An 18,994-nucleotide genomic window follows, 5' to 3' on the forward strand; every position below is an offset into this window, starting at 1 on the left:
AGGGACTTTTGAAGATGAGTGCTTTGCCCGATACGGCCAGCCCCCTCTACGAGAAGGTCAAGGACTATATCCTGACCAACATCGGAACCGGCAAGTGGAGCAAGGACCGCAAGCTGCCGTCCGAGAATGAATTCGTGGCGGCGCTCGGCGTGTCGCGCATGACCGTCCACCGCGCCTTGCGGGAATTGACCTCGGCCGGCTTCCTGATCCGGCTGCAGGGAGTGGGGACGTTCATCGCGCCGCCCCGGCCGCAGTCGACGCTTATCGAGATCAACAACATCGCGGCCGAAATCGTCGCGCGCGGCAACAGGCATCGCTCCGAGGTTCTCGTCCTCGAAAGGATCACGCCGACCAAGGAGCTCTCGCTGTCCTTCGAATTCGCCAAGCGCGCGGCGCTTTATCATTCGGTGGTCGTCAACTTCGAGAACGACCTGCCCGTGCAACTGGAAGAGCGTTTCGTCAATCCGAGCCTGATACCCGACTATGACAAGCAGGATTTCTCGAAGACGGCGACCTACGATTACCTGATGCAGAAGACGCCGGTGACCGAGGTCGAACATATCATTTCCGCTGTCCCGGCCGATGCCGAGACGGCGCAGCGCCTCGCCATCGACATAGGCAGTTGCTGCCTTCTCCTGCATCGCCGGACGTGGACAGGCGCGGTCGTCGCCACCGTCAGCAAGCTGACCTATGTCGGCAGCCGCTACTCGCTCGGCAGCCGCTATTCTCCGTCGCGCAAGGCGTGAAGCGGCCGGGACTATTCCCTTGGCGCCAGTTTGAGGGGAGCCCGCCCAAATGCTGCCAAGAGCGCGGAAATCAGCCTCTCCAACTTGTATATGCATGTATGTATTTTAGCCTTGACATCCATCGCCGCCGACGTTGAATATCGTTTCACTTCCGTCGACGTGGCAGGTAAGACGCCGAGGCACAGTGCCGCAAGAAGCAGAAGCCGCATTCTCGCAGACAGGAAGTTTGGTTCAAAAAAGCGCTCTGAATCATCAAGGGGAACAAGGATGATGCGTAACCTCACAGGACAATTCCGTGCGCTCGTGGTGGCGGCCATCGTCGGCTTCGCCCCGCTGGCCCACGCCGCCGATACCGCCATTCCCGCGACGCCCGAGGCTGGGTCGTTCAAGATCGGCATCGAGCCGTGGCTGGGCTACGGCCAGTGGCATGTCGCCGAAGCCAAGGGCCTGTTCAAGGCGAGCGGTCTGTCGGACGTCCAGATCGTCAACTTTACCGAGGACAAGGACATCAACGCCGCCCTGGCGAGCGGCCAGCTCGACGCGGCGAACATCGCCACCCACACCGCCATGGGCATGGTTGCGGCCGGCCTGCCGGTCAAGATCGTGCTGCTGCTCGACGTCTCGATGACCGCTGACGCCATGATCGCCGACAAGGACGTCAACTCGGTCGCCGATCTCAAGGGCAAGCAGGTCGCTTTCGAGGAAGGCACGACGAGCGACATCCTGCTGAAATATGCGCTCGCCAAGAACGGCATGTCGATCGCCGATGTTCAGCCGGTGCCGATGCCGGCGGCGGATGCCGGCAGCGCGCTGATTGCCGGCCGCGTCCCGGTCGCGGTCACCTATGAGCCCTATCTCACCACGGCCAGGGCGCAGAACAAGGACGTCAAGCTTCTCTTCACCGCCGGCGAGGATCCCGGCCTGATCAGCGACGTGCTGGTGGTGCGCGACGAGGTGATCAAATCGCGGCCGGGCCAGGTGCTTGCCATGATCAAGGCCTGGGATGCCGCGCTCAAGGACTACAAGGCCGACACGCCCGGCGGCCGCGCCATCATCTCCAAGGCGGTCGGCTCGAGCGTCGAGGACCTGAATACCGCCTTCGACGGCGTGCGTTACTATTCGCTTGCCGAGAACAAGGGCGCGCTGACGGGTGACTTTTCCACCAAGACGTTCGCCGACGTCGAGGCCGCCGCCAAGAATGCCGGGCTGCTTCAGGCCGACGTGACGCCGGAGCAGATGATCGATCCGGCCTTCGTCAAGGCTGCGCAGTAGACCGGGCCGTGGCGGCCGCTGAGATGTCCGACGAGCCTGCCGGCAAAGCGAGCCCGCCTAGCCCGGCGACGGGACCTGCCGCCAGGCAGGCGATGCGCCGCCGCCGATCCTCCGGGATCGGCGCGCCGATCGCGCGCTCCCGCTTCCTGATGATCGCCGTGGCCGTGTTCGCCGGTCTCGGCCTCGCCTGGTGGGCGGCGACGGGCCTCGACCTGGTCAAGCCGATCTTCCTGCCGTCGCCCGCCAGCGTGGCGACGCAGCTCGGCAAGCTCTGGGCCGACGGCACGCTGTTCACCGATCTCAAGGCCTCGACCTACCGTATTTCGGTCGGCTTTCTCATCGCCTCGGTGCTCGCCATTCCGATCGGCGTGCTGATCGGCAGCTTCCGGACCTGGGAAGCGGCTATCGAGCCGCTGGTCGATTTTATCCGCTATATGCCGGTGGTCGCCTTCGTGCCGCTCTCCATCCTGTGGGCGGGCACGAGCGACTCGCAGAAATTCCTGATCATCTTCATCGGCACTTTCTTCCAGCAGGTGCTGATGATCATGGACAACGTCAAGCGCGTGCCGGCCGACTTCGTTGGTCTCGGCAGGACGCTCGGCCTGCCGGATCGCAAGATCCTGACGCGCATCGTGGTGCCCAGCGCCTTGCCGGGCATCTGGGATACGCTGCGCATCAGCCTGGGCTGGGCCTGGACCTGGCTCGTGCTGGCCGAACTCGTCGCCGCGACGTCCGGCCTCGGCTATCGCATCACCGTCTCGCAGCGCTATTTCCAGACCAACACCATCATCGGCTACATCCTTCTGCTCGGCATTCTTGGCCTCATCACCGATCAGGTCATGAAAGCGCTAGGCAAGGTGCTGTTCCGTCAGGACAGCCGTTCATGACAAGGTCCGGCCGATGAATTCCCCAAAACTGCGGATCAAGGGCCTCCACAAGAGTTTCGGTACCGGAGCGCGGCGCACCGAAGTGCTGCGCGACATCAATCTCGACCTCGCCGACAACGAGTTCGTGTCTCTGGTCGGCACGTCGGGCTGCGGCAAGAGCACGCTGCTGTCGATCGTCGCCGGACTGCAGGATTTCGACTCGGGCGAACTCGACATCGACGGGTCGCCGATCCTGAAGCCAGGTCTCGATCGCGGCGTCGTCTTCCAGTCCTATACGCTGCTGCCCTGGCTGACGGCGCAGCAGAACATCGAGTTCGCTCTCAAGGCCGCCGGCCATGACCGCGCCACCTGTCGCAGGATCGCGCTTGAGCATCTCGACCTGGTCAAGCTCCCGCACTCGGCCAATCTCTATCCATCCGAACTCTCGGGTGGCATGAAGCAGCGCGTCGCTATTGCGCGCGCGCTTTCCTACCGCCCCAAGATGCTCTTGATGGACGAGCCCTTCGGCGCGCTCGATGCCTTGACCAGGCATCAGATGCAGGAACTGCTCACCCAGATCTGGGAAGAGCACAGGCTGACCGTGCTCTTCGTCACCCACGACGTCGAGGAGGCCGTCTATCTGTCGGACCGCATTGTCGTGATGGGCATCGGCCCGGGGCGCATCATGCGGACTTTTGACGTCGGCATCGAGCGCCCGCGCCGCGAGGAGGTCATGGAGAGCGCCGCTTTCATGGACCTGCAGCGCAATGTCCACAAGGCCATTCGCGAGGCATCCAGGCGTCCCGAAATGGCTTAAAGCGGTTTCAGCGTTCGATGGAACGTTGTGACGCGCAACGGACCTTTGCAAGGAGAGCCACCTGCCGCTCTGGTTCGTTGCGCGCCGCGCCCGGTCGGTTTCGCCGGCCGTGCGATTTCAAAAAAGCTTGGCGGTAGCCATGCAAAACACGGTGATGACCAGCAATCCGCCCGCAATGCGTTCGCCTCTGGTCATTCTTGCCCGAAGCTGGGTCTGCGTCGCTTGATCGGCGCCAGCCAGCTGTCTGCTGGCGGAGGCGACGAGCGCGCCCTGCACCCCGGCGGCGATCAACGCGGTCAAGATGCCCAGCGCCAGCGCCTTCTCCATTGGGCCGAATGCGCCCTCATGGAAGAAATACCAGAGCAGTATGCCGGTCAGGAAAACCAGACCGGAGGCGCCGAGCTGCGGCCGGATGAAGCGCTCCGCCTTGATCTCCGGATCACGGGCGACCGCAATGGTCGTGCCGGCCCAGAACACGCCGGCCATGACGTGCAGGCCGATGACAACGATATAGACATATTGCATGACCGCATTCCTCTCTGCCCCCCGCCGCGCGTCGTAGCCATGACAGCGACGCCAATAAGACAAAGTTAGAGATCTAACGATTAGATGTCAATGCATGACGCCGAGTTCCACCTTCTCATTGCATGCTCTACTGTCACGTCATGACACCATTTGACCGCCCGCCCGTCGGCATGAATCTCGCCCGCACCTCGAAAGTGGTAGCGCAGGCCTTCGATGCCGCGCTGGTCGACGCCGGCGGCACGCTGCCCGTCTGGCTGACCTTGCTGTCGGTCAAGTCGAAGGAACTTGCCAACCAGCGCGAGCTTGCCGGCATGATCGGCATCCAGGGCGCGACGCTGACGCATCACCTCAACGCCATGGAGACGCAAGGGTTGCTGACGCGTCGCCGCGATCCCGAAAACCGCAGGGTCCATCAAGTGGCGCTGACGGAAGCCGGCGAAGCGCTGTTCGAAAAGTTGCGTCTCGCGGCCATCGCCTTCGACAAGAGACTGAGAGCCGGTATTCCCGATGACAGGCTGTCCGAATTCGCCGAGGTGCTTGCGATGCTCAGGCGGAATGCCGAGCCGCCTCAGTCGTAACCCGCTATCGCGCCGAAGGCGTAGTGGCGCAGCCTGAGCGCCGCGATCAATGCGGTGAGATTCGCCTTGCCGTCGAAGGCGTCCTGGAACATCTCGTCATGCATGAGCAGGATCAGCTTGTTCGGCCTGGCGAAATGGCCGTAGCCGAACAGATGGTCGATCTCGCTGACCAGGTGATCGACGCTCTGCACCGGCTTGCCGCTGTCCTCATGCACCCATTCGTGGTCCCAGCCGTATAGCCAGAAGCCCGACGCCGCGACGAATTCGTAATCCGGATCCTCGCGTCCGGCCTCGGCCAGTCCGAGTGAATTGTCGTCCTTGGAGTAGTTGGGCAGCCGGAACACATCGCGTCCGGGCAGCCGTGCATGAACGGCCGGCGTCAGCCCGAGCACGACATTGGCCCGCAGCATGTCGGCGACCACGCCTTCGGTGTCGCCGTAGAAATGCCGGTAGTGATTATAGGCATGGCTGTAGCTGTGGTTGCCGATCGTCACCAGCGGCATCGATTTCGCCCGCTGCAGCAGCGCCCGGTTGGTCGCGTTCGCCTCGGCATGCATGCCGACCATGAACAAAGTTGCCGGCACCTGCTCGGCCTGTATTACGTCGAGGATGTTGCTGGTGCCGTTCAGCGGACCGTCGTCGAAAGTGAGGTAAATCGTACGATCGGTGGCCAGGGCGGGCGATGCGACAAGCAGCAGGAACGGCAGGATATAACGAAGCGGCATTCGCAAGACCCGGTTGCGATCCCGATAGGCCGCCATAACGCGCGGTTGTGTCAAGCTTGTTGACGAAAGTGTTAGCCCAAGCTGCCCTGCAGCACTTTGAGCTTCGCCTTTTTCGGGCTGCGCGCCGCCAGCCATTCGCGCGCCTTGTCCTGCGGCATCGGGAAGGCGATGGAATAGCCCTGCACCTGGTCGCAGCCGATCGCCATCAGCGAGTCGAGCTCGGCCTCAGTCTCGGCGCCCTCGGCGACGATCGAGATGCCCAACCCCCTGGCAAGCTCGGTGATGGCGCGCACGATCTTGGTATTGTCGCCGTTCTCGTTGATGTTCTGGACGAAGCGGCGGTCGATCTTCAGCCGGTCGATCTCGTTGGGGTTGACGTGGCTCAGAGAAGCGTAGCCGGTGCCGAAATCGTCAAGCTCCAGATGCACGCCGGCGGCGCGGATGTGGCGGAGCTTCGACGCGATCCCGGTCTTCTCGTCGTCGAGGATGACGGATTCGACGATCTCCAGCGAAAGCTTTTGTGGCGCCAGCCCGGCGCGCTCCAGCGTGCCAAACAGGAACGTGTCGAAATCCGGCTCGCGAAGCTCGGTGCCGGACACATTGACAGCGATGCGCCCGAAATCGATCCCGGCGCGGTCCCATTCGGCGGCCTCGTTGATCGCCTTGCTGATGACGATCCGGCCGATTTCCGGCATGAAGCCGCATTTCTCGGCGACGGGAATGAACTCGCCGGGCGAGATCATGCCGCGCGTGGCGTGCTTCCAGCGCACCAGCGCCTCGATGCCGCTGATCTTGCCGCTGGTCAGCGACACCTGCGGCTGGAAATAGACCTCGAAGCTCTTGTTGGCGATCGCCGTGCGGATGTCCTGTTCGAGCTGCTTGCGGTAGTCGAGCTCGCGCCGCAGCTCCTCTGAGAAGAAGGAGAAATTGCCGCCGCCGAGCTTCTTGGCGGAATAGAGGGCGAGGTCGGCATGGACGAGCAGGTCCTGCGCATTGTCGGCGTCGACCGGATAGACCGCGATGCCGGCGCTGGCGCCAGGCATGATGGTCGTGCCTTGGAAGGTGATCGGCTCGTTGATTTCGCCAAGGATGCGCTTGGCCAGCGCATGGATGTCCTCGGTGGTCCCGGCCCCGTTGAGGATCATGACGAACTCGTCGCCGCCGAGCCGCGCGCAGAGATCCGACGCGCGGCAGGAATCGCGCATGCGCTGCGCCGTCACCACCAGCACATAGTCGCCGGCGGCGTGTCCGAGCGTATCATTGATCTGCTTGAAGCGGTCGAGATCGAACTGGACCACCGCCAGGCGCTCGCGGCGCCGGTGCGCCCCCTTGATCAGGGTGTCGAAATGGTCGGTCAGGAAGGTGCGGTTATGCAGGCCGGTCAACCCGTCATGCACGGCGATGAAGGCCATGGAGTTGCGCGCATCGACCAGCTCGCGCGTCTTGCGCAGGATAGCGTTGGACATCGGCCGGAAGATGAACAGCGCCACCAGCACAATGACGCCGAGGGTGGCGAAAAACAGCGTACGGTGCAGGTCGAGGATGCTGCTTGATTTTTCGTCGGCGAAGGCGCTGATGCGCTGGCCGAGCGCGGCGTAGCCCGACAGTGTCGCATTGGCGACGGAAGCGTCGAGGCCGGCGCGTTCATCGCCACCCTTGTAGCCGTCGCTCTGCATGCCGAGCTGCGACGCGAGCGACGAGATAAGCCTGTCGCCATTGGCGACGAGCCCCACCGAGAAATAATCGAGGTGGAACGGCTTGCTGAACAGGACGTATTCGATCGACTTCGGATCGTTGCGTGCCGGCGACAGCGGATCGGCGCCGGTCTCCTTGAGCAGCCGGTCGTAATTGGTCTCGAACTCGCCCGTCGCCTGCTTGAGCGCGGTGACCAGCGCCGGCTGCTTGTCGCGCGAGGCAGCACCCGTGGCGCTGGCCAGGAAGACGATGCGCTGCGACAGCGCCTTCTGCATCGAGACGATGTCGAGCAGCGCGTCATTATGCTGCTGCTGCGCCATCAGCTGCTGCAGAAGAATGAAGGAGGCCACCACCATGGCGGCAATGATCGTCAGCGCCAGCCAGTAGCCGGTCTTGATGAGCAGGATCAGCTTGCGTGAAACGCTATGCACTGGCTGCTGCGACATAACTTGAGTGACCCCTTCGGTCGACGGATTCCTGCCTTGGAACTCGCGGCGGGAAGACGTTTGCCTTGAAAGGGTTAACAGCTCGGCAAGGTGGCCAGCCGCGATCGCGGCGGCGCGACAAAGCTCGCAAGATGGTTAGCACGTCCTTTCCCGCGCACTCCATTTTTGCATGCATCCGCGCAAAGGATTGCGACCGGGCTTTCACGACGCCACCGAAGCGGTCGCTTTTGCGATGGATTTTTTGCAGCCGTGGCGCGACAGTCCGGCTCGAACCGAACAGGGCCGGACCTATGAGCAAAGCATTTCTCTCCCACATCGACAGCGAGCTCCAAGGCCTGAAATCGGCCGGGCTCTACAAATCCGAGCGGGTGATTTCCTCCATGCAGTCCGCCGAGATCGAGGTCGGCGGCGAAAAGGTGCTGAACTTCTGCGCCAACAACTATCTCGGTCTCGCCGACAGCCTGGACCTGCGCGACGCGGCAAAGCAGGCGCTCGACCGCTACGGCTACGGCATGGCTTCGGTGCGCTTCATCTGCGGCACACAGGAAGAGCACAAGGAGCTCGAGGCGACGATCTCGTCCTTCCTCGGCATGGACGACACCATCCTCTACTCCTCTTGCTTCGACGCCAATGGCGGGCTGTTCGAGACGCTGCTTGGCGAGGAGGACGCCATCATTTCGGACGCGTTGAACCACGCCTCGATCATCGACGGCGTCAGGTTGTCGAAGGCAAAGCGCTTCCGCTATGCCAACAACGATATGGCCGATCTCGAGGCGCGGCTGAAGGAGGCGAAGGACTGCCGCTTCCGGCTGATCGCTACCGATGGCGTGTTCTCGATGGATGGCATCATCGCCAATCTGCAGGGCGTCTGCGATCTGGCCGAGAAATACGACGCGATGGTCATGGTCGACGACAGCCACGCGGTCGGCTTCGTCGGCAGGAACGGCCGCGGCTCGGCCGAGCATTGCGGTGTCGAGGGCAGGGTGGACATCATCACCGGCACGCTCGGCAAGGCGCTGGGTGGCGCCTCGGGCGGCTACACGTCGGGCAAGAGAGAGGTCGTCGACTGGCTGCGCCAGCGCTCGCGGCCCTATCTCTTTTCCAACACGCTGATGCCGGCCATCGCCGGCGCCTCGATCAAGGTGTTCGACCTGATCCGCAATGGCGATGCGCTGCGCCAGCGCCTATATGCCAATGCGGACCGGTTCAGGTCCAAGATGGGTAAGCTCGGCTTTACGCTTGCCGGCGCCGACCACCCGATCATTCCGGTGATGCTGGGCGACGCGGCACTGGCGCAGGAGATGGCCGCGCGCATGCTGAAACGCGGCATCTACGTCATCGGCTTCTCCTTCCCGGTGGTGCCGAAGGGCCAGGCGCGTATCCGCACGCAGATGTCGGCGGCGCACTCCAGTGCCGATATCGATCGCGCAGTCGAAGCGTTCGGCGAGGTCGGCGAGGAACTGGGCGTGATTACATGAACGGCTGGCGCCAAAAAACCGTCCCGGATCAAGCGATTCAAGGAAGAAATGAATGTCCAACATGATGAAGGCGCTGGTGAAGGCCAAGGCCGAGCCGGGCATCTGGATGGAAGAGGTGCCGGTGCCTGAGATCGGCCCCAACGACGTGCTGATCAAGGTCAAGAAGACCGCGATCTGCGGCACCGACGTCCACATCTACAATTGGGACCAGTGGGCGCAGAAGACCGTGCCTGTGCCGATGGTGACTGGGCATGAATTCGTCGGCACCGTTGCCGACTTCGGCGCGGCGGTAACCGAATACAAGGTCGGCCAGCGCGTCTCCGGCGAAGGCCATATCGTCTGCGGCCATTGCCGCAACTGTCGCGCGGGCAGGGGCCATCTCTGCCGCAACACGCTCGGCGTCGGCGTCAACCGTCCCGGCGCCTTCGGCGAGTATATGGTCATCCCGCAGCACAATGTCGTGCCGATCCCCGACGACGTGCCGGACGAGATCGCCGCCATCTTCGATCCGCTGGGCAATGCCGTTCACACCGCATTGTCCTTCGACCTGGTCGGCGAGGACGTGCTGGTCACCGGCGCAGGCCCGATCGGCATCATGGGCGCGCTGGTCGCGCAATGTGTCGGCGCGCGCAAGGTCGTCATCACCGACATCAACCCGGCCCGGCTGGACCTGGCGCGCGAGCTCGGCGTCCAGCATGTCGTCGACGCCTCGAAGGAAAAGCTGCGCGACGTAATGCCTTCGATCGGCATGACCGAAGGTTTTGACGTCGGGCTGGAGATGTCGGGCGCAGCACCGGCCTTCCGCGACATGATCGACACCATGAACAATGGCGGCAAGATCGCCATTTTGGGCATCGCGCCCACCGGCTTCGAGATCGACTGGAACAAGGTCATCTTCAAGATGCTGCATCTGAAGGGCATCTACGGCCGCGAGATGTTCGAGACCTGGTACAAGATGATCGCCCTGGTGCAGGGGCCGCTGGATGTTTCGGGGCTGATCACACATCGCATCGGGATCGATGATTTCCAGGTTGGCTTCGACGCGATGCGGAGCGGTAGTTCGGGTAAGGTGGTGATGGATTGGTAGGGGCTTCGACGGAGACGTCGAGTTCCTTCGCCCCCCTCTCTGTCCTGCCGGACATCTCCCCCTCAAGGGGGGAGATTGGCCGTCACGCCGGCCTCCGCCAATCGCAGACGGTGCAAGACGAGCGCCGTCGCCAAAACTGCCAATCTCCCCCCAAGAGGGGGAGATGTCCGGCAGGACAGAGAGGGGGCCTCGCACCAGCCAATCAGGTCTTTTCTTCCAAAGCTTTTTCCAGCGCCGCCACCCCCCTCACGATCGCCGCGCGCTCCGCCTCGCTCAACCTCGCCAGCAGCTCCCTTTCAAACGCCTTCGCCAGCGGCACCATTTCCCGATAGGCAGCAACTCCCGTCTTCGTCAGCGTCAGGTGCTCGACGCGCCGATCGTTCTCGTCCGGCGTGCGCGTCAGCCAGCGCCGGCGCTCCAGTTCGGCCACGGCGCGAGAAACCTTGGTCTTGTGCATGGCTGACTGCTCGCCCAGCGCCGTCGCCGTCATCGTGCCGCGCTGGCCGAGGCCTGAGAGCGTGCGCCATTCCGGCCGCGTCAGGCCGTGGCGCTCCTTGTAGATGCGGGAAAACTCGCGGCTGACGGTGTCCGCAAGTCGGTAGAGACGGTACGGGAGAAAGCTTTCCAGTTCGAGGATTTCAGGTTCCATGAAGCGCTCCCCGGGATGCAGCGGGCCGTTGATAGTTACATTTTTGATGGTTACAAATGAAACCAGTTTGGTCAACATCGCCGACCGGCCAGCACTGTGGGGCTGGACGTCGGGATCAGGGAGGATCGGATGGGCTTTTCCTACATGCCGGGCTTCGGCAATGATTTCGAGACCGAGACTCTGCCTGGCTCGCTGCCGCAGGGCCGCAACTCGCCGCAGCGGCCAGCCTATGGTCTCTATGCCGAGCAGCTTTCCGGCTCGCCCTTCACCGCGCCGCGCGGCACCAACGAACGCTCCTGGCTCTACCGCATCCGTCCGAGCGTAAAGCACACCGGCCGCTTCAAGGGCGCGAGCTACCCTTTGTGGAAGACAGGCCCCAACATCGGCGATCATGAGCTGGCGCTCGGCCAATACCGCTGGAATCCGACGCCGATGCCTTCCGAGCCGACGGACTTCATCTCCGGCATGCGCACCTTCACCACGGCCGGCGACGCCGTCGGCCAGTCCGGCATGGCGGCGCATGTCTATGTCGCCAACCGCTCGATGGTCGACGATCATTTCTTCAACGCTGACGGCGAGCTCATGATTGTGCCCCAGGTCGGCGCTCTGCGCTTCGTCACCGAGATGGGTGTGATCGAGCTTCGGCCCGGCGAGATCGCCGTGCTCCCGCGCGGCCTGGTCTTCAAAGTCGAGCTCGCCGACAAGGAGGCGCGCGGCTATGTCTGCGAGAACTATGGCGCCAAGTTCACCATGCCCGACCGCGGCCCGATCGGCGCCAATTGCCTGGCCAATCCGCGCGACTTCAAGACGCCCTGCGCCTGGTTCGAGGAGAAGGAGACGCCGTGCCGGCTAATCGTCAAATGGTGCGGCTCTTTCAACGTCACCGAGCTCGGCCATTCGCCGCTCGACGTAGTCGCGTGGCACGGCAATTACGCGCCCTACAAATATGATCTCGCTACCTTTTCGCCGGTCGGCGCCATCCTGTTCGACCACCCCGACCCATCGATCTTCACCGTGCTGACGGCGCCGAGCGGCGAGGAGGGCACCGCCAATGTCGACTTCGTCATCTTCCCGCCGCGCTGGCTGGTGGCGGAAAACACCTTCCGGCCACCCTGGTACCATCGCAACATCATGAGCGAGTTCATGGGCCTGATCCACGGCCAGTACGACGCGAAGGAGGAAGGCTTTGTGCCGGGCGGCATCAGCCTGCACAATCAGATGCTGGCGCATGGGCCGGACGCTTCCGGCTTCGAGAAGGCGACGCGGGCCGAGCTGAAGCCGGTCAAGCTCGACAACACCATGGCCTTCATGTTCGAGACGCGCTTTCCGCAGATGCTGACGCGCTACGCCGCCGAGCTCGGCACCTTGCAGGAGAACTACATCGACTGCTGGGCCGACCTGAAGAAGCGGTTTAACGGCACGCCCGAGGGTGACTGGTCTTGAGCGCCGAAGAAGTGGATCGTCTCGTGCTGCTGGGTTCCAAGGGCGGCCCGGCGTTGCGGCCGGGCGGCCCGTGGCCGAGCTCGTCGCTGCTGGAACTCGGTGGGCGTACCATCGTCGTCGATTGCGGGCTGGGCGTGACGCGCGGCCTGGTCGATGCCGGCATCAGCCTCAAGGCGCTCGACATGATCTTCGTCACGCACCTCCATTCGGACCATGTTCTGGAACTCGGGCCGCTGATCCACACCGCCTGGACGGCGGGGCTGGCGACGCCGTTGACCGTTTTCGGACCGCCCGGCACCGGCCGTTACTGGCAGAGGTTCTGCCAGGCGATGGAGTTCGACATCGAGATCCGCATCGTCGACGAGGGTCGTCCGGATATCCGCAAGCTGGTTTCGGTCGAGGAGTTCGCCGAAGGATCGGTTCTGGACGAGCGAGGGCTGACGGTATCGGCGCTGCGCGTCGAACATCCGCCGGTGACCGACTGCTTCGCGCTGCGTTTCGAGCATGGCGGCAGGAGCGTGGTTTTTTCCGCCGACACCGCCTTCTTTCCGCCGCTGGCCGAGTTTGCGCGTGGCGCCGACATTCTCGTCCATGAGGCCATGCTGGAGGAAGGCGTCGAAAGGCTAGTCGCCCGGACCGGCAACGGCGCGCGGCTTCGCGAGCACCTCTTCGCCAGCCACAGCCTGGCGGAGGAAGCCGGCCGCATTGCCAGCGATGCCGGCGTGCGGCGGCTGATGCTCAACCATCTCATTCCGGCCGACGATCCGGCGATCGCCGAAGCCGATTGGCTCGCCGCTGTCAGGAAAACTTGGCCGGGTGACTTGACGATCGCCCGCGACGGCCTTGTTGTGGGGCTGGAACGAGAAGCGTCGCGAAAACGTGGGAATTAGTAGGCCAAGGCCAAGACCGGATTTTAGATGGCTAAGGATTTCGACCCAGACTACTGCGAATCTAAGGAAGCCATTCCTCTCGTGCATGCACTGGGTTTGATCTCTATCGATTGGAATATGACAGAGCAATTTATGACGGCCCTCATTTGGAATTACGTCGGTGGTCACGAAATTGGGATGTCGGTTACTAACAATATTGGAAATAGATCTAAGGCAGATATGTTGCTCGATCTCGCAAAGAAATTTGAGAAAGATAAGAAGATATTATTAAATATAGAGCAAACTGTAAAAGCTTTCAACATATTGCGAGATAATCGTAATATGTTGATGCATTCTCACACGGTGGACAAAAACAAGAACGGGCATTGTGAATGGAGAAGGCAGAACCCAAAAGCTCCTTTGGGAAGCGTAGGGATGATTGCTGATCTGGAAGATCTATATGAGGTAAGGGATTGATATATGTATGCTTGGGAAACACATTACTGAATTATATATCATGACTATGCCGAATAAAAGAGAGAACTCAAACGAAGTCTCTCTGGAGTTGTTTAAAACTCCAAGGCGACTTAAGCAGGTTAAGTAGTTCATAGTTCTTTGAAATTTCACCTCGGAGGAGCCTTAGAATGAAGCTTGCCACATTGAAGAACGGGACGCGCGACGGAAAACTGGTCGTGGTCTCGCGCGACCTGACGCGGTTCACCGATGCCTCCTTCCTTGTGCCGACGCTGCAGGCCGCGCTCGACGACTGGCGTCGCATTGCTCCGCATCTCGCGACGTTGGCGGAATCGCTCGAGATCAACGCGGTACCGTCGGAGCGCTTCCATGAACACAACGCGCATTCGCCGCTGCCGCGGGCCTATCAGTGGGCAGACGGCTCGGCCTATGTGAACCATGTCGAGCTGGTGCGGAAGGCCCGCGGCGCCGAGATGCCGGCAAGCTTCTGGACCGATCCGCTGATCTACCAAGGCGGCTCGGACAGTTTTGTTCCCCCGCGCGATCCGATCCGCATGGCCGACGAAGCCTTCGGCATCGACATGGAGGCCGAGGTCGCCGTGATTGTCGACGATGTGCCGATGGGCGCGAGCCTGGATGAGGCGGGGGAGGCGATCCGCCTCGTCATGCTGGTCAACGACGTGACGCTGCGCGCCATCACCGGGCCGGAGCTGGCCAAAGGCTTCGGCTTCTTCCAGTCGAAACCGTCTTCCGCATTCTCACCTGTCGCTGTCACGCCCGACGAGCTGGGCGATACCTGGGATGGCGGCAAGGTCAGCCTGCCGCTGCTCGCCGATCTCAACGGCAAGCCCTTCGGCCGCGCCAATGCCGGCGTCGACATGACCTTCGATTTTCCGGCGCTGATCGCGCACGCAGCAAAAACCCGGCCGCTTGCCGCCGGAACCATCATCGGCTCCGGCACCGTCTCCAACAAGCTGAATGGCGGGCCGGGAAAGCCTGTCTCTGCGGGTGGGGCCGGCTATTCCTGCATCGCCGAACTGCGCATGATCGAGACCATCGAAGGCGGCGAGCCGAAGACGCCCTTCCTGCGTTTCGGCGACACGGTGCGCATCGAGATGAAGGACAAGGCGGGCCATTCGATCTTCGGCGCCATCGAGCAGAAGGTCGAGAAATACGAGGGGTGAAGGTGACCTTGCTCGATCACCTGCGCCGGATGGCGCGCAACAATCTGTGGTCGAACGACCGGCTCTACCGCGCCGTGCTCGCGCTGCGGCCCGGCGAGTTCGAGGCCGGGCGCGTCAGCTTCTTTTCGTCGATCAGGGAGACGCTCAACCACATCCTCGCGGTCGATCTTCTCTATCTCGATTTCCTGACCGATGGTGGTCTCGGCGCCTCGGCCTATGACGACTTCGCGCCGTTGGACGATGCGGTGAGTCTGGCGGCCGCGCAGGCCGATTTCGACCGCAAGCTGATCGCCCTCTGCGACGGCCTGTCGGAGGCCGATCTCGACCGGCGCGTCATCACCGACCGGCGCGAGGACGGCAAGATCCCCGAGCGCATCGGCGACATTCTTGCGCATGTCTTCCTGCACGACATCCACCATCGCGGCCAGGTGCATGCCATGCTCTCCGGCACCTCGGTAGCGCCGCCGCAATTGGATGAGTTCTTGCTCGATTATGATATTAAGCTGAGGAAGGACGAGGTCGAGCGGCTGGGGCTCTGATTGTCATCTTAAATACTCGGCCCATTCAGAGCCGAGGTTGTCAAAATCGTCAGCGATACTGATCTTACCCTTCAAAGCGCCGATGCGTGGCGACAGGTCTTCCTTCGCCGGAGGAGGTAAGAGACGCGCTACAGCCTTCCCGCGCCGGGTGATCACGATCTCGTCGCCGGCGTTGGCGCGCCTGACGAGTTCCGACAGTTTGGCCTTGGCTTCGGTTATAGAGACGTTCACGGCTCGACCCCTCGGGACCGGAGCTTAGGTCAATGCCGGTCGAGCCGCAAACGAGCTTTCGGCCCTACGCCGCCTTGCCGTCCAGCTTGATGACGCCGCGCTTGATCTGGTCCTGCTCGATGGACTCGAACAGGGCGCGGAAATTGCCTTCGCCAAAACCTTCGTCGCCTTTCCGCTGGATGAACTCGAAGAAGATCGGGCCGATGACCGTCTTCGAGAAGATCTGCAGCAGGATCTTGGTCATCCCGCCGTCGACCACGCCCTCGCCGTCGATGAGGATACCGTGCTTCTTCATGCGCTCGATCGGCTCGTCATGGCCGTGCACGCGCTCATGCGACATTTCGTAATAGGTGTCGGGCGGGCCGGGCATGAACTTCAGGCCGTTGGCGGCAAGCTTGTCGGTCGCCTCGTAGATCGCGTCGGTGCCCACCGCGATGTGCTGAATGCCCTCGCCATTGTACTTCTTCAGATACTCGGCGATCTGGCTGGTCTCGTCCTTGGATTCGTTCAGCGGAATGCGGATCTTGCCGCAGGGCGAGGTGATGGCCCGGCTCACCAGGCCGGTGATCTTGCCGTCGATGTCGAAGAAATGGATCTGCTTGAAGCCGAACAGGTCGCGATAGAAATCCCACCATTTGTCCATGTTGCCGCGATAGACGTTGTGAGTGAGGTGGTCGAGGAAGTAGAAGCCGACGCCTTCGGGCTTGGGGTCGCGCTTGCCCAGCCATTCGAACTCGGCGTCATAGGCCGAGCCTTTCTCGCCATAGGCCTCGATGAAATAAAGGAGCGAGCCGCCGATGCCGACGATGGCCGGCACGTCGAGCGCCTTGTCGGTACCTTCATAGGGCGTGGCGCCCTTCGACACGGCATGGTCGAAAGCGTGCTTGGCATCGACCACGCGCCAGGCCATCGAGGCGGCGCAGGGGCCGTGCTTCTCGACGAACTTCATCGCATGCGAGCCGGGCTCGGCATTGACGATGTAGTTGATGTCGCCCTGACGCCAGACGGTGATGTCCTTGGTCCGGTGCTTGGCCACCGCGGTATAGCCCGTGCGGGTGAAGAGCTCGGCAAGCTTGGCGGGCTCGGGATGCGCGAATTCGACGAATTCGAAACCATCGGTGCCGGCGGGATTTTGCTTGCTGATTTTCGCTGGTGGCGCGTCGTGCGGGAAGGGCCCCATGGCAGTCCTCCGGAAGGTGTTTTGGCCGGGCTTGGCCATCTCCGCCATGATAACGCGGAGCCGCCGCACGGTGCTTGCATTCAACCGCTTGAAATGCGCATCATGTGCGCAAATTGTGCGTCACTGGAGGAATATGTATGGAAGATGCGCGCCTGGACCAATTTGACCGCAAGATAATGGCGCTTCTGCAGGATGATGCGCGATACACCAACAACGACCTTTCGGAGCGCGTGAACCTCTCGCCCTCGCAATGCTCGCGCCGCCGCCAGCGACTTGAGGATGATGGCTACATCAAGGGCTACCGCGCCGTGCTCGACCGCGATCGTCTCGGCTTTTCGCTGGTCAATGTCATCTCGGTGACCCTGGCCACCCACAACCGCGACAATGCCCGCCGCTTCGGCGAACTGGTGGCCCGGCTGCCAGAGGTGCAGGAGGCACACGCGCTGACCGGCGAGATGGATTACATCCTGAAGGTGGTGACGCCCGACCTCAAGTCATTATCGGAGTTCGTCAACGGCGTTCTGCTGCCGCACGAATCCGTTCAGCACGTGAAGACGGCGATCGTGCTGGAGACGCTGAAGGAAACCGGCGCGCTCCCGATTTAAAGTGTCCTGATATTCAGGTGAGGCCGGCCTGCAAATGGCGGCTTCCTGCGCTTCCGGTGCTCACGTACTTCAAGTACGCTCCGCTCCGGTTCTCGGAAACCACCATTTTCGGACTCGGCCTGACCTGAATCTCAGCACACTTTCTCGGCAAATCGTCACCCACGCTGCTGCTGGATCAGCCCGTAAAGGTTGGTGCAGCGCGCGCCGGAGCGGCAATAGGCGAACACCGGGCCTTCGAGCTCGTCGAGCGCTGCGGCTTGGTCCTCGACATTGTTCATGGTGATCTGGCCGCTGATGACCGGAATGTAGCGGAACGCTAACCCCGCTGCCTCAGCCGCGGCCTTGACGCTGTCGGCAGAGGGCTGGCCGGGCTGCTCCTCGTCCGGCCGGTTGCAGATCACGCTCTTGAAGCCGGCGTCCTTGATGGCGGCGATATCCTCTGGCTGGATCTGGCCGGAGACCGAATAGTCATCGCTGATCTGGCGGTATTCCATGGTGTCGTCCTCGCGATCTCTTTGGCGGCAGTCTTGCCACTCCGGGAGGGGGGCGGCAATCCGCATTGAAGGAATTCCCTGCCAAATAGCGACGGCCGATCGAAAAATCCAACCGGGCCGATCCTGGCCCGGTTGGTGGCTCGACCGATCAGCTTCCCAGGATCGCGCCTTTGATCTGCGTGATGTTGTTGTGCATCATGTCGATATAGGTCGAGGCTGGGCCGTCCGATCCCGACAGCGCGTCCGAGTAGAGCGTGCCGCCGACCTTGATGCCCGTCTCGCCGGCGATCTGCTCGATCAGCCGCGGATTGGTGATGTTTTCGACGAAGATCGCCGCCGCCTTGTCCTGCTTCACCTGCTCCACCAGCTTGGCGACGTCGGCGGCCGACGGTTCGGAATCGGTCGAAATGCCCTGCGGCGCCAGGAAGGTCAGGCCGTATTCGTGTTCGAAATAGCCGAATGCGTCATGCGAGGTGATGACGACGCGCTTCGCTTCCGGGATCGACTGGATCGCCGCCTTCACTTCGCCTTCCAGCGCGTCGAGCTTGATGGTGTAGGCGGCGGCGTTGGCCTTGTAGCTGTCGCAACCCTCGCTGTCGGCCGCGCAGAAGGCATCGGCGATGTTCCTCACATAGATCTTGGCGTTGGCTATCGACTGGAAGGCGTGCGGATCGGTAACTGTCTTGCCCCCTGCAGTGTCCGCGCCTTCGGCGGCATCGGCATCGGCGAATTCCGGCTTGAAGTCGATCGGCGTCACGCCCCTGGTCAGCGTCACGATCGAAGCTTTGGTGGCGCTGGCGTCGACCAGGCGCTGTAGGAAGCCTTCGAAATGCAGCCCGTTGACCAGCACGACGTCAGCGCCTGCCATCGCCCCCGCGTCGGCTGGGCTCGGCTCATAGACATGCGCGTCGCCGTCCGGCCCGACGATGGTGGTGATGTTCACCCGCTCGCCGCCGACATTCTTGGCGAAATCGGCAATGACCGTGAAGCTCGCCACGACCTTGAGCGGCGCCGCAAAGGCGGAAGAGGTCGCGAAAGCGCTTAATGTTATAACGCTCAACGCCAGGGCGGCACGGAAGGATTTCAGCATC

21 protein-coding genes are annotated in these 18,994 nt (G+C 62.4%); 13 read left to right on the forward strand and 8 right to left on the reverse strand.

Features of this window, described 5'->3' with window-relative positions:
- The first annotated feature begins 14 nt into the window (after positions 1-14).
- From hutC to CK230_RS16545, 4 genes are all read left to right on the forward strand, one after another.
- Entirely contained in the window at positions 15-746 is a 732-nt protein-coding gene (gene hutC, locus CK230_RS16530) for a histidine utilization repressor (RefSeq protein WP_095818452.1), read from the forward strand.
- A gap of 270 nt (positions 747-1,016) precedes the next feature.
- Complete coding sequence (locus CK230_RS16535) at positions 1,017-2,018, forward strand: ABC transporter substrate-binding protein (protein ID WP_095818453.1); 1,002 nt, start codon at positions 1,017-1,019, stop codon at positions 2,016-2,018.
- 92 nt (positions 2,019-2,110) lie between these two features.
- A complete protein-coding gene (locus CK230_RS16540; RefSeq protein ID WP_245429965.1) occupies positions 2,111-2,905 on the forward strand; it encodes an ABC transporter permease in 795 nt (264 codons plus the stop codon).
- 13 nt (positions 2,906-2,918) lie between these two features.
- Positions 2,919-3,701, forward strand: coding sequence for an ABC transporter ATP-binding protein (locus tag CK230_RS16545; protein WP_095818217.1), 783 nt, complete (start codon positions 2,919-2,921; stop codon positions 3,699-3,701).
- Between the two features lie 117 nt (positions 3,702-3,818).
- Here CK230_RS16545 and CK230_RS16550 read toward each other — a convergent pair whose 3' ends face one another.
- Positions 3,819-4,226 carry a hypothetical protein gene (locus CK230_RS16550; RefSeq protein ID WP_095818218.1) on the reverse strand — a complete coding sequence of 136 codons (408 nt, stop codon included), beginning with the start codon at positions 4,224-4,226 and terminating at the stop codon, positions 3,819-3,821.
- 140 nt (positions 4,227-4,366) lie between these two features.
- Here CK230_RS16550 and CK230_RS16555 point away from each other — a divergent pair, with 140 nt between their 5' ends.
- Positions 4,367-4,804: a MarR family winged helix-turn-helix transcriptional regulator gene (locus tag CK230_RS16555; RefSeq protein WP_095818219.1), complete on the forward strand. Its 438-nt coding sequence runs from the start codon at positions 4,367-4,369 to the stop codon at positions 4,802-4,804.
- Here the strand turns inward: CK230_RS16555 and CK230_RS16560 are convergent.
- Both CK230_RS16560 and CK230_RS16565 read right to left on the reverse strand, forming a co-directional pair.
- Positions 4,795-5,529, reverse strand: a complete 735-nt coding sequence (locus tag CK230_RS16560; RefSeq protein ID WP_095818455.1) for a polysaccharide deacetylase family protein — start codon at positions 5,527-5,529, stop codon at positions 4,795-4,797. The two genes, CK230_RS16555 and CK230_RS16560, sit on opposite strands and share 10 nt — an antisense overlap.
- 71 nt (positions 5,530-5,600) lie before the next feature.
- Positions 5,601-7,670, reverse strand: a complete 2,070-nt coding sequence (locus tag CK230_RS16565; RefSeq protein WP_095818220.1) for an EAL domain-containing protein — start codon at positions 7,668-7,670, stop codon at positions 5,601-5,603.
- A gap of 290 nt (positions 7,671-7,960) precedes the next feature.
- Between CK230_RS16565 and CK230_RS16570 the strand changes: the two genes are divergently transcribed.
- Together CK230_RS16570 and tdh are read left to right on the forward strand one after the other, a co-directional pair.
- Complete coding sequence (locus tag CK230_RS16570) at positions 7,961-9,148, forward strand: glycine C-acetyltransferase (RefSeq protein ID WP_095818221.1); 1,188 nt, start codon at positions 7,961-7,963, stop codon at positions 9,146-9,148.
- A 52-nt stretch (positions 9,149-9,200) separates the two neighbouring features.
- Positions 9,201-10,235 (forward strand): L-threonine 3-dehydrogenase, encoded by a 1,035-nt coding sequence (gene tdh, locus CK230_RS16575; RefSeq protein ID WP_095818222.1) that lies wholly within the window; start codon positions 9,201-9,203, stop codon positions 10,233-10,235.
- 202 nt (positions 10,236-10,437) lie between these two features.
- Here the strand turns inward: tdh and CK230_RS16585 are convergent, their stop codons facing one another.
- Positions 10,438-10,884, reverse strand: coding sequence for a MarR family transcriptional regulator (locus CK230_RS16585; protein ID WP_095818456.1), 447 nt, complete (start codon positions 10,882-10,884; stop codon positions 10,438-10,440).
- A 129-nt stretch (positions 10,885-11,013) separates the two neighbouring features.
- On the opposite strand from CK230_RS16585, the gene hmgA reads away from it, so the two are divergent.
- From hmgA to CK230_RS16610, 5 genes are all read left to right on the forward strand, one after another.
- Positions 11,014-12,327: a homogentisate 1,2-dioxygenase gene (hmgA, locus tag CK230_RS16590; protein ID WP_095818223.1), complete on the forward strand. Its 1,314-nt coding sequence runs from the start codon at positions 11,014-11,016 to the stop codon at positions 12,325-12,327.
- Entirely contained in the window at positions 12,324-13,217 is an 894-nt protein-coding gene (locus CK230_RS16595; protein WP_095818224.1) for an MBL fold metallo-hydrolase, read from the forward strand. The genes hmgA and CK230_RS16595 overlap by 4 nt, the downstream gene beginning before the upstream one ends.
- A 27-nt stretch (positions 13,218-13,244) precedes the next feature.
- A complete protein-coding gene (locus CK230_RS16600) occupies positions 13,245-13,673 on the forward strand; it encodes a hypothetical protein (protein WP_095818225.1) in 429 nt (142 codons plus the stop codon).
- 167 nt (positions 13,674-13,840) lie between these two features.
- Complete coding sequence (locus tag CK230_RS16605) at positions 13,841-14,854, forward strand: fumarylacetoacetate hydrolase family protein (RefSeq protein WP_095818226.1); 1,014 nt, start codon at positions 13,841-13,843, stop codon at positions 14,852-14,854.
- Positions 14,855-14,856: 2 nt separating this feature from the next.
- Complete coding sequence (locus CK230_RS16610) at positions 14,857-15,393, forward strand: DinB family protein (protein WP_095818457.1); 537 nt, start codon at positions 14,857-14,859, stop codon at positions 15,391-15,393.
- A 3-nt stretch (positions 15,394-15,396) separates the two neighbouring features.
- Here CK230_RS16610 and CK230_RS16615 read toward each other — a convergent pair whose 3' ends face one another.
- Positions 15,397-15,624, reverse strand: a complete 228-nt coding sequence (locus tag CK230_RS16615; RefSeq protein ID WP_095818227.1) for a type II toxin-antitoxin system prevent-host-death family antitoxin — start codon at positions 15,622-15,624, stop codon at positions 15,397-15,399.
- A 64-nt stretch (positions 15,625-15,688) separates the two neighbouring features.
- Entirely contained in the window at positions 15,689-16,804 is a 1,116-nt protein-coding gene (hppD, locus tag CK230_RS16620; protein WP_095818458.1) for a 4-hydroxyphenylpyruvate dioxygenase, read from the reverse strand.
- Positions 16,805-16,941: 137 nt separating this feature from the next.
- Here hppD and CK230_RS16625 point away from each other — a divergent pair, with 137 nt between their 5' ends.
- Positions 16,942-17,409: an Lrp/AsnC family transcriptional regulator gene (locus CK230_RS16625; RefSeq protein WP_095818228.1), complete on the forward strand. Its 468-nt coding sequence runs from the start codon at positions 16,942-16,944 to the stop codon at positions 17,407-17,409.
- A 155-nt stretch (positions 17,410-17,564) separates the two neighbouring features.
- Here the strand turns inward: CK230_RS16625 and CK230_RS16630 are convergent, their stop codons facing one another.
- Positions 17,565-17,903 carry a TIGR01244 family sulfur transferase gene (locus CK230_RS16630; protein ID WP_095818229.1) on the reverse strand — a complete coding sequence of 113 codons (339 nt, stop codon included), beginning with the start codon at positions 17,901-17,903 and terminating at the stop codon, positions 17,565-17,567.
- A 148-nt stretch (positions 17,904-18,051) separates the two neighbouring features.
- Positions 18,052-18,993, reverse strand: coding sequence for a zinc ABC transporter substrate-binding protein AztC (aztC, locus tag CK230_RS16635; RefSeq protein ID WP_095818230.1), 942 nt, complete (start codon positions 18,991-18,993; stop codon positions 18,052-18,054).
- Position 18,994 lies beyond the last annotated feature (1 nt).

Source organism: Mesorhizobium sp. WSM3859 (assembly GCF_002295065.1).
GTDB lineage: Bacteria > Pseudomonadota > Alphaproteobacteria > Rhizobiales > Rhizobiaceae > Mesorhizobium.

What these genes read in the sequence shown, in the direction of transcription:
- tdh (WP_095818222.1), top strand. Translation starts at nt 9,201, where the DNA reads ATGTCCAACATGATGAAGGCGCTGGTGAAGGCCAAGGCCGAGCCGGGC.
- CK230_RS16555 (WP_095818219.1), top strand. Translation starts at nt 4,367, where the DNA reads ATGACACCATTTGACCGCCCGCCCGTCGGCATGAATCTCGCCCGCACC.
- aztC (WP_095818230.1), bottom strand. Translation starts at nt 18,993, where the DNA reads ATGCTGAAATCCTTCCGTGCCGCCCTGGCGTTGAGCGTTATAACATTA.
- CK230_RS16540 (WP_245429965.1), top strand. Translation starts at nt 2,111, where the DNA reads ATGCGCCGCCGCCGATCCTCCGGGATCGGCGCGCCGATCGCGCGCTCC.
- CK230_RS16630 (WP_095818229.1), bottom strand. Translation starts at nt 17,903, where the DNA reads ATGGAATACCGCCAGATCAGCGATGACTATTCGGTCTCCGGCCAGATC.
- CK230_RS16535 (WP_095818453.1), top strand. Translation starts at nt 1,017, where the DNA reads ATGCGTAACCTCACAGGACAATTCCGTGCGCTCGTGGTGGCGGCCATC.
- hutC (WP_095818452.1), top strand. Translation starts at nt 15, where the DNA reads ATGAGTGCTTTGCCCGATACGGCCAGCCCCCTCTACGAGAAGGTCAAG.
- CK230_RS16545 (WP_095818217.1), top strand. Translation starts at nt 2,919, where the DNA reads ATGAATTCCCCAAAACTGCGGATCAAGGGCCTCCACAAGAGTTTCGGT.
- hmgA (WP_095818223.1), top strand. Translation starts at nt 11,014, where the DNA reads ATGGGCTTTTCCTACATGCCGGGCTTCGGCAATGATTTCGAGACCGAG.
- hppD (WP_095818458.1), bottom strand. Translation starts at nt 16,804, where the DNA reads ATGGGGCCCTTCCCGCACGACGCGCCACCAGCGAAAATCAGCAAGCAA.
- CK230_RS16565 (WP_095818220.1), bottom strand. Translation starts at nt 7,670, where the DNA reads ATGTCGCAGCAGCCAGTGCATAGCGTTTCACGCAAGCTGATCCTGCTC.
- CK230_RS16625 (WP_095818228.1), top strand. Translation starts at nt 16,942, where the DNA reads ATGGAAGATGCGCGCCTGGACCAATTTGACCGCAAGATAATGGCGCTT.
- CK230_RS16600 (WP_095818225.1), top strand. Translation starts at nt 13,245, where the DNA reads ATGGCTAAGGATTTCGACCCAGACTACTGCGAATCTAAGGAAGCCATT.
- CK230_RS16550 (WP_095818218.1), bottom strand. Translation starts at nt 4,226, where the DNA reads ATGCAATATGTCTATATCGTTGTCATCGGCCTGCACGTCATGGCCGGC.
- CK230_RS16605 (WP_095818226.1), top strand. Translation starts at nt 13,841, where the DNA reads ATGAAGCTTGCCACATTGAAGAACGGGACGCGCGACGGAAAACTGGTC.
- CK230_RS16585 (WP_095818456.1), bottom strand. Translation starts at nt 10,884, where the DNA reads ATGGAACCTGAAATCCTCGAACTGGAAAGCTTTCTCCCGTACCGTCTC.
- CK230_RS16560 (WP_095818455.1), bottom strand. Translation starts at nt 5,529, where the DNA reads ATGCCGCTTCGTTATATCCTGCCGTTCCTGCTGCTTGTCGCATCGCCC.
- CK230_RS16570 (WP_095818221.1), top strand. Translation starts at nt 7,961, where the DNA reads ATGAGCAAAGCATTTCTCTCCCACATCGACAGCGAGCTCCAAGGCCTG.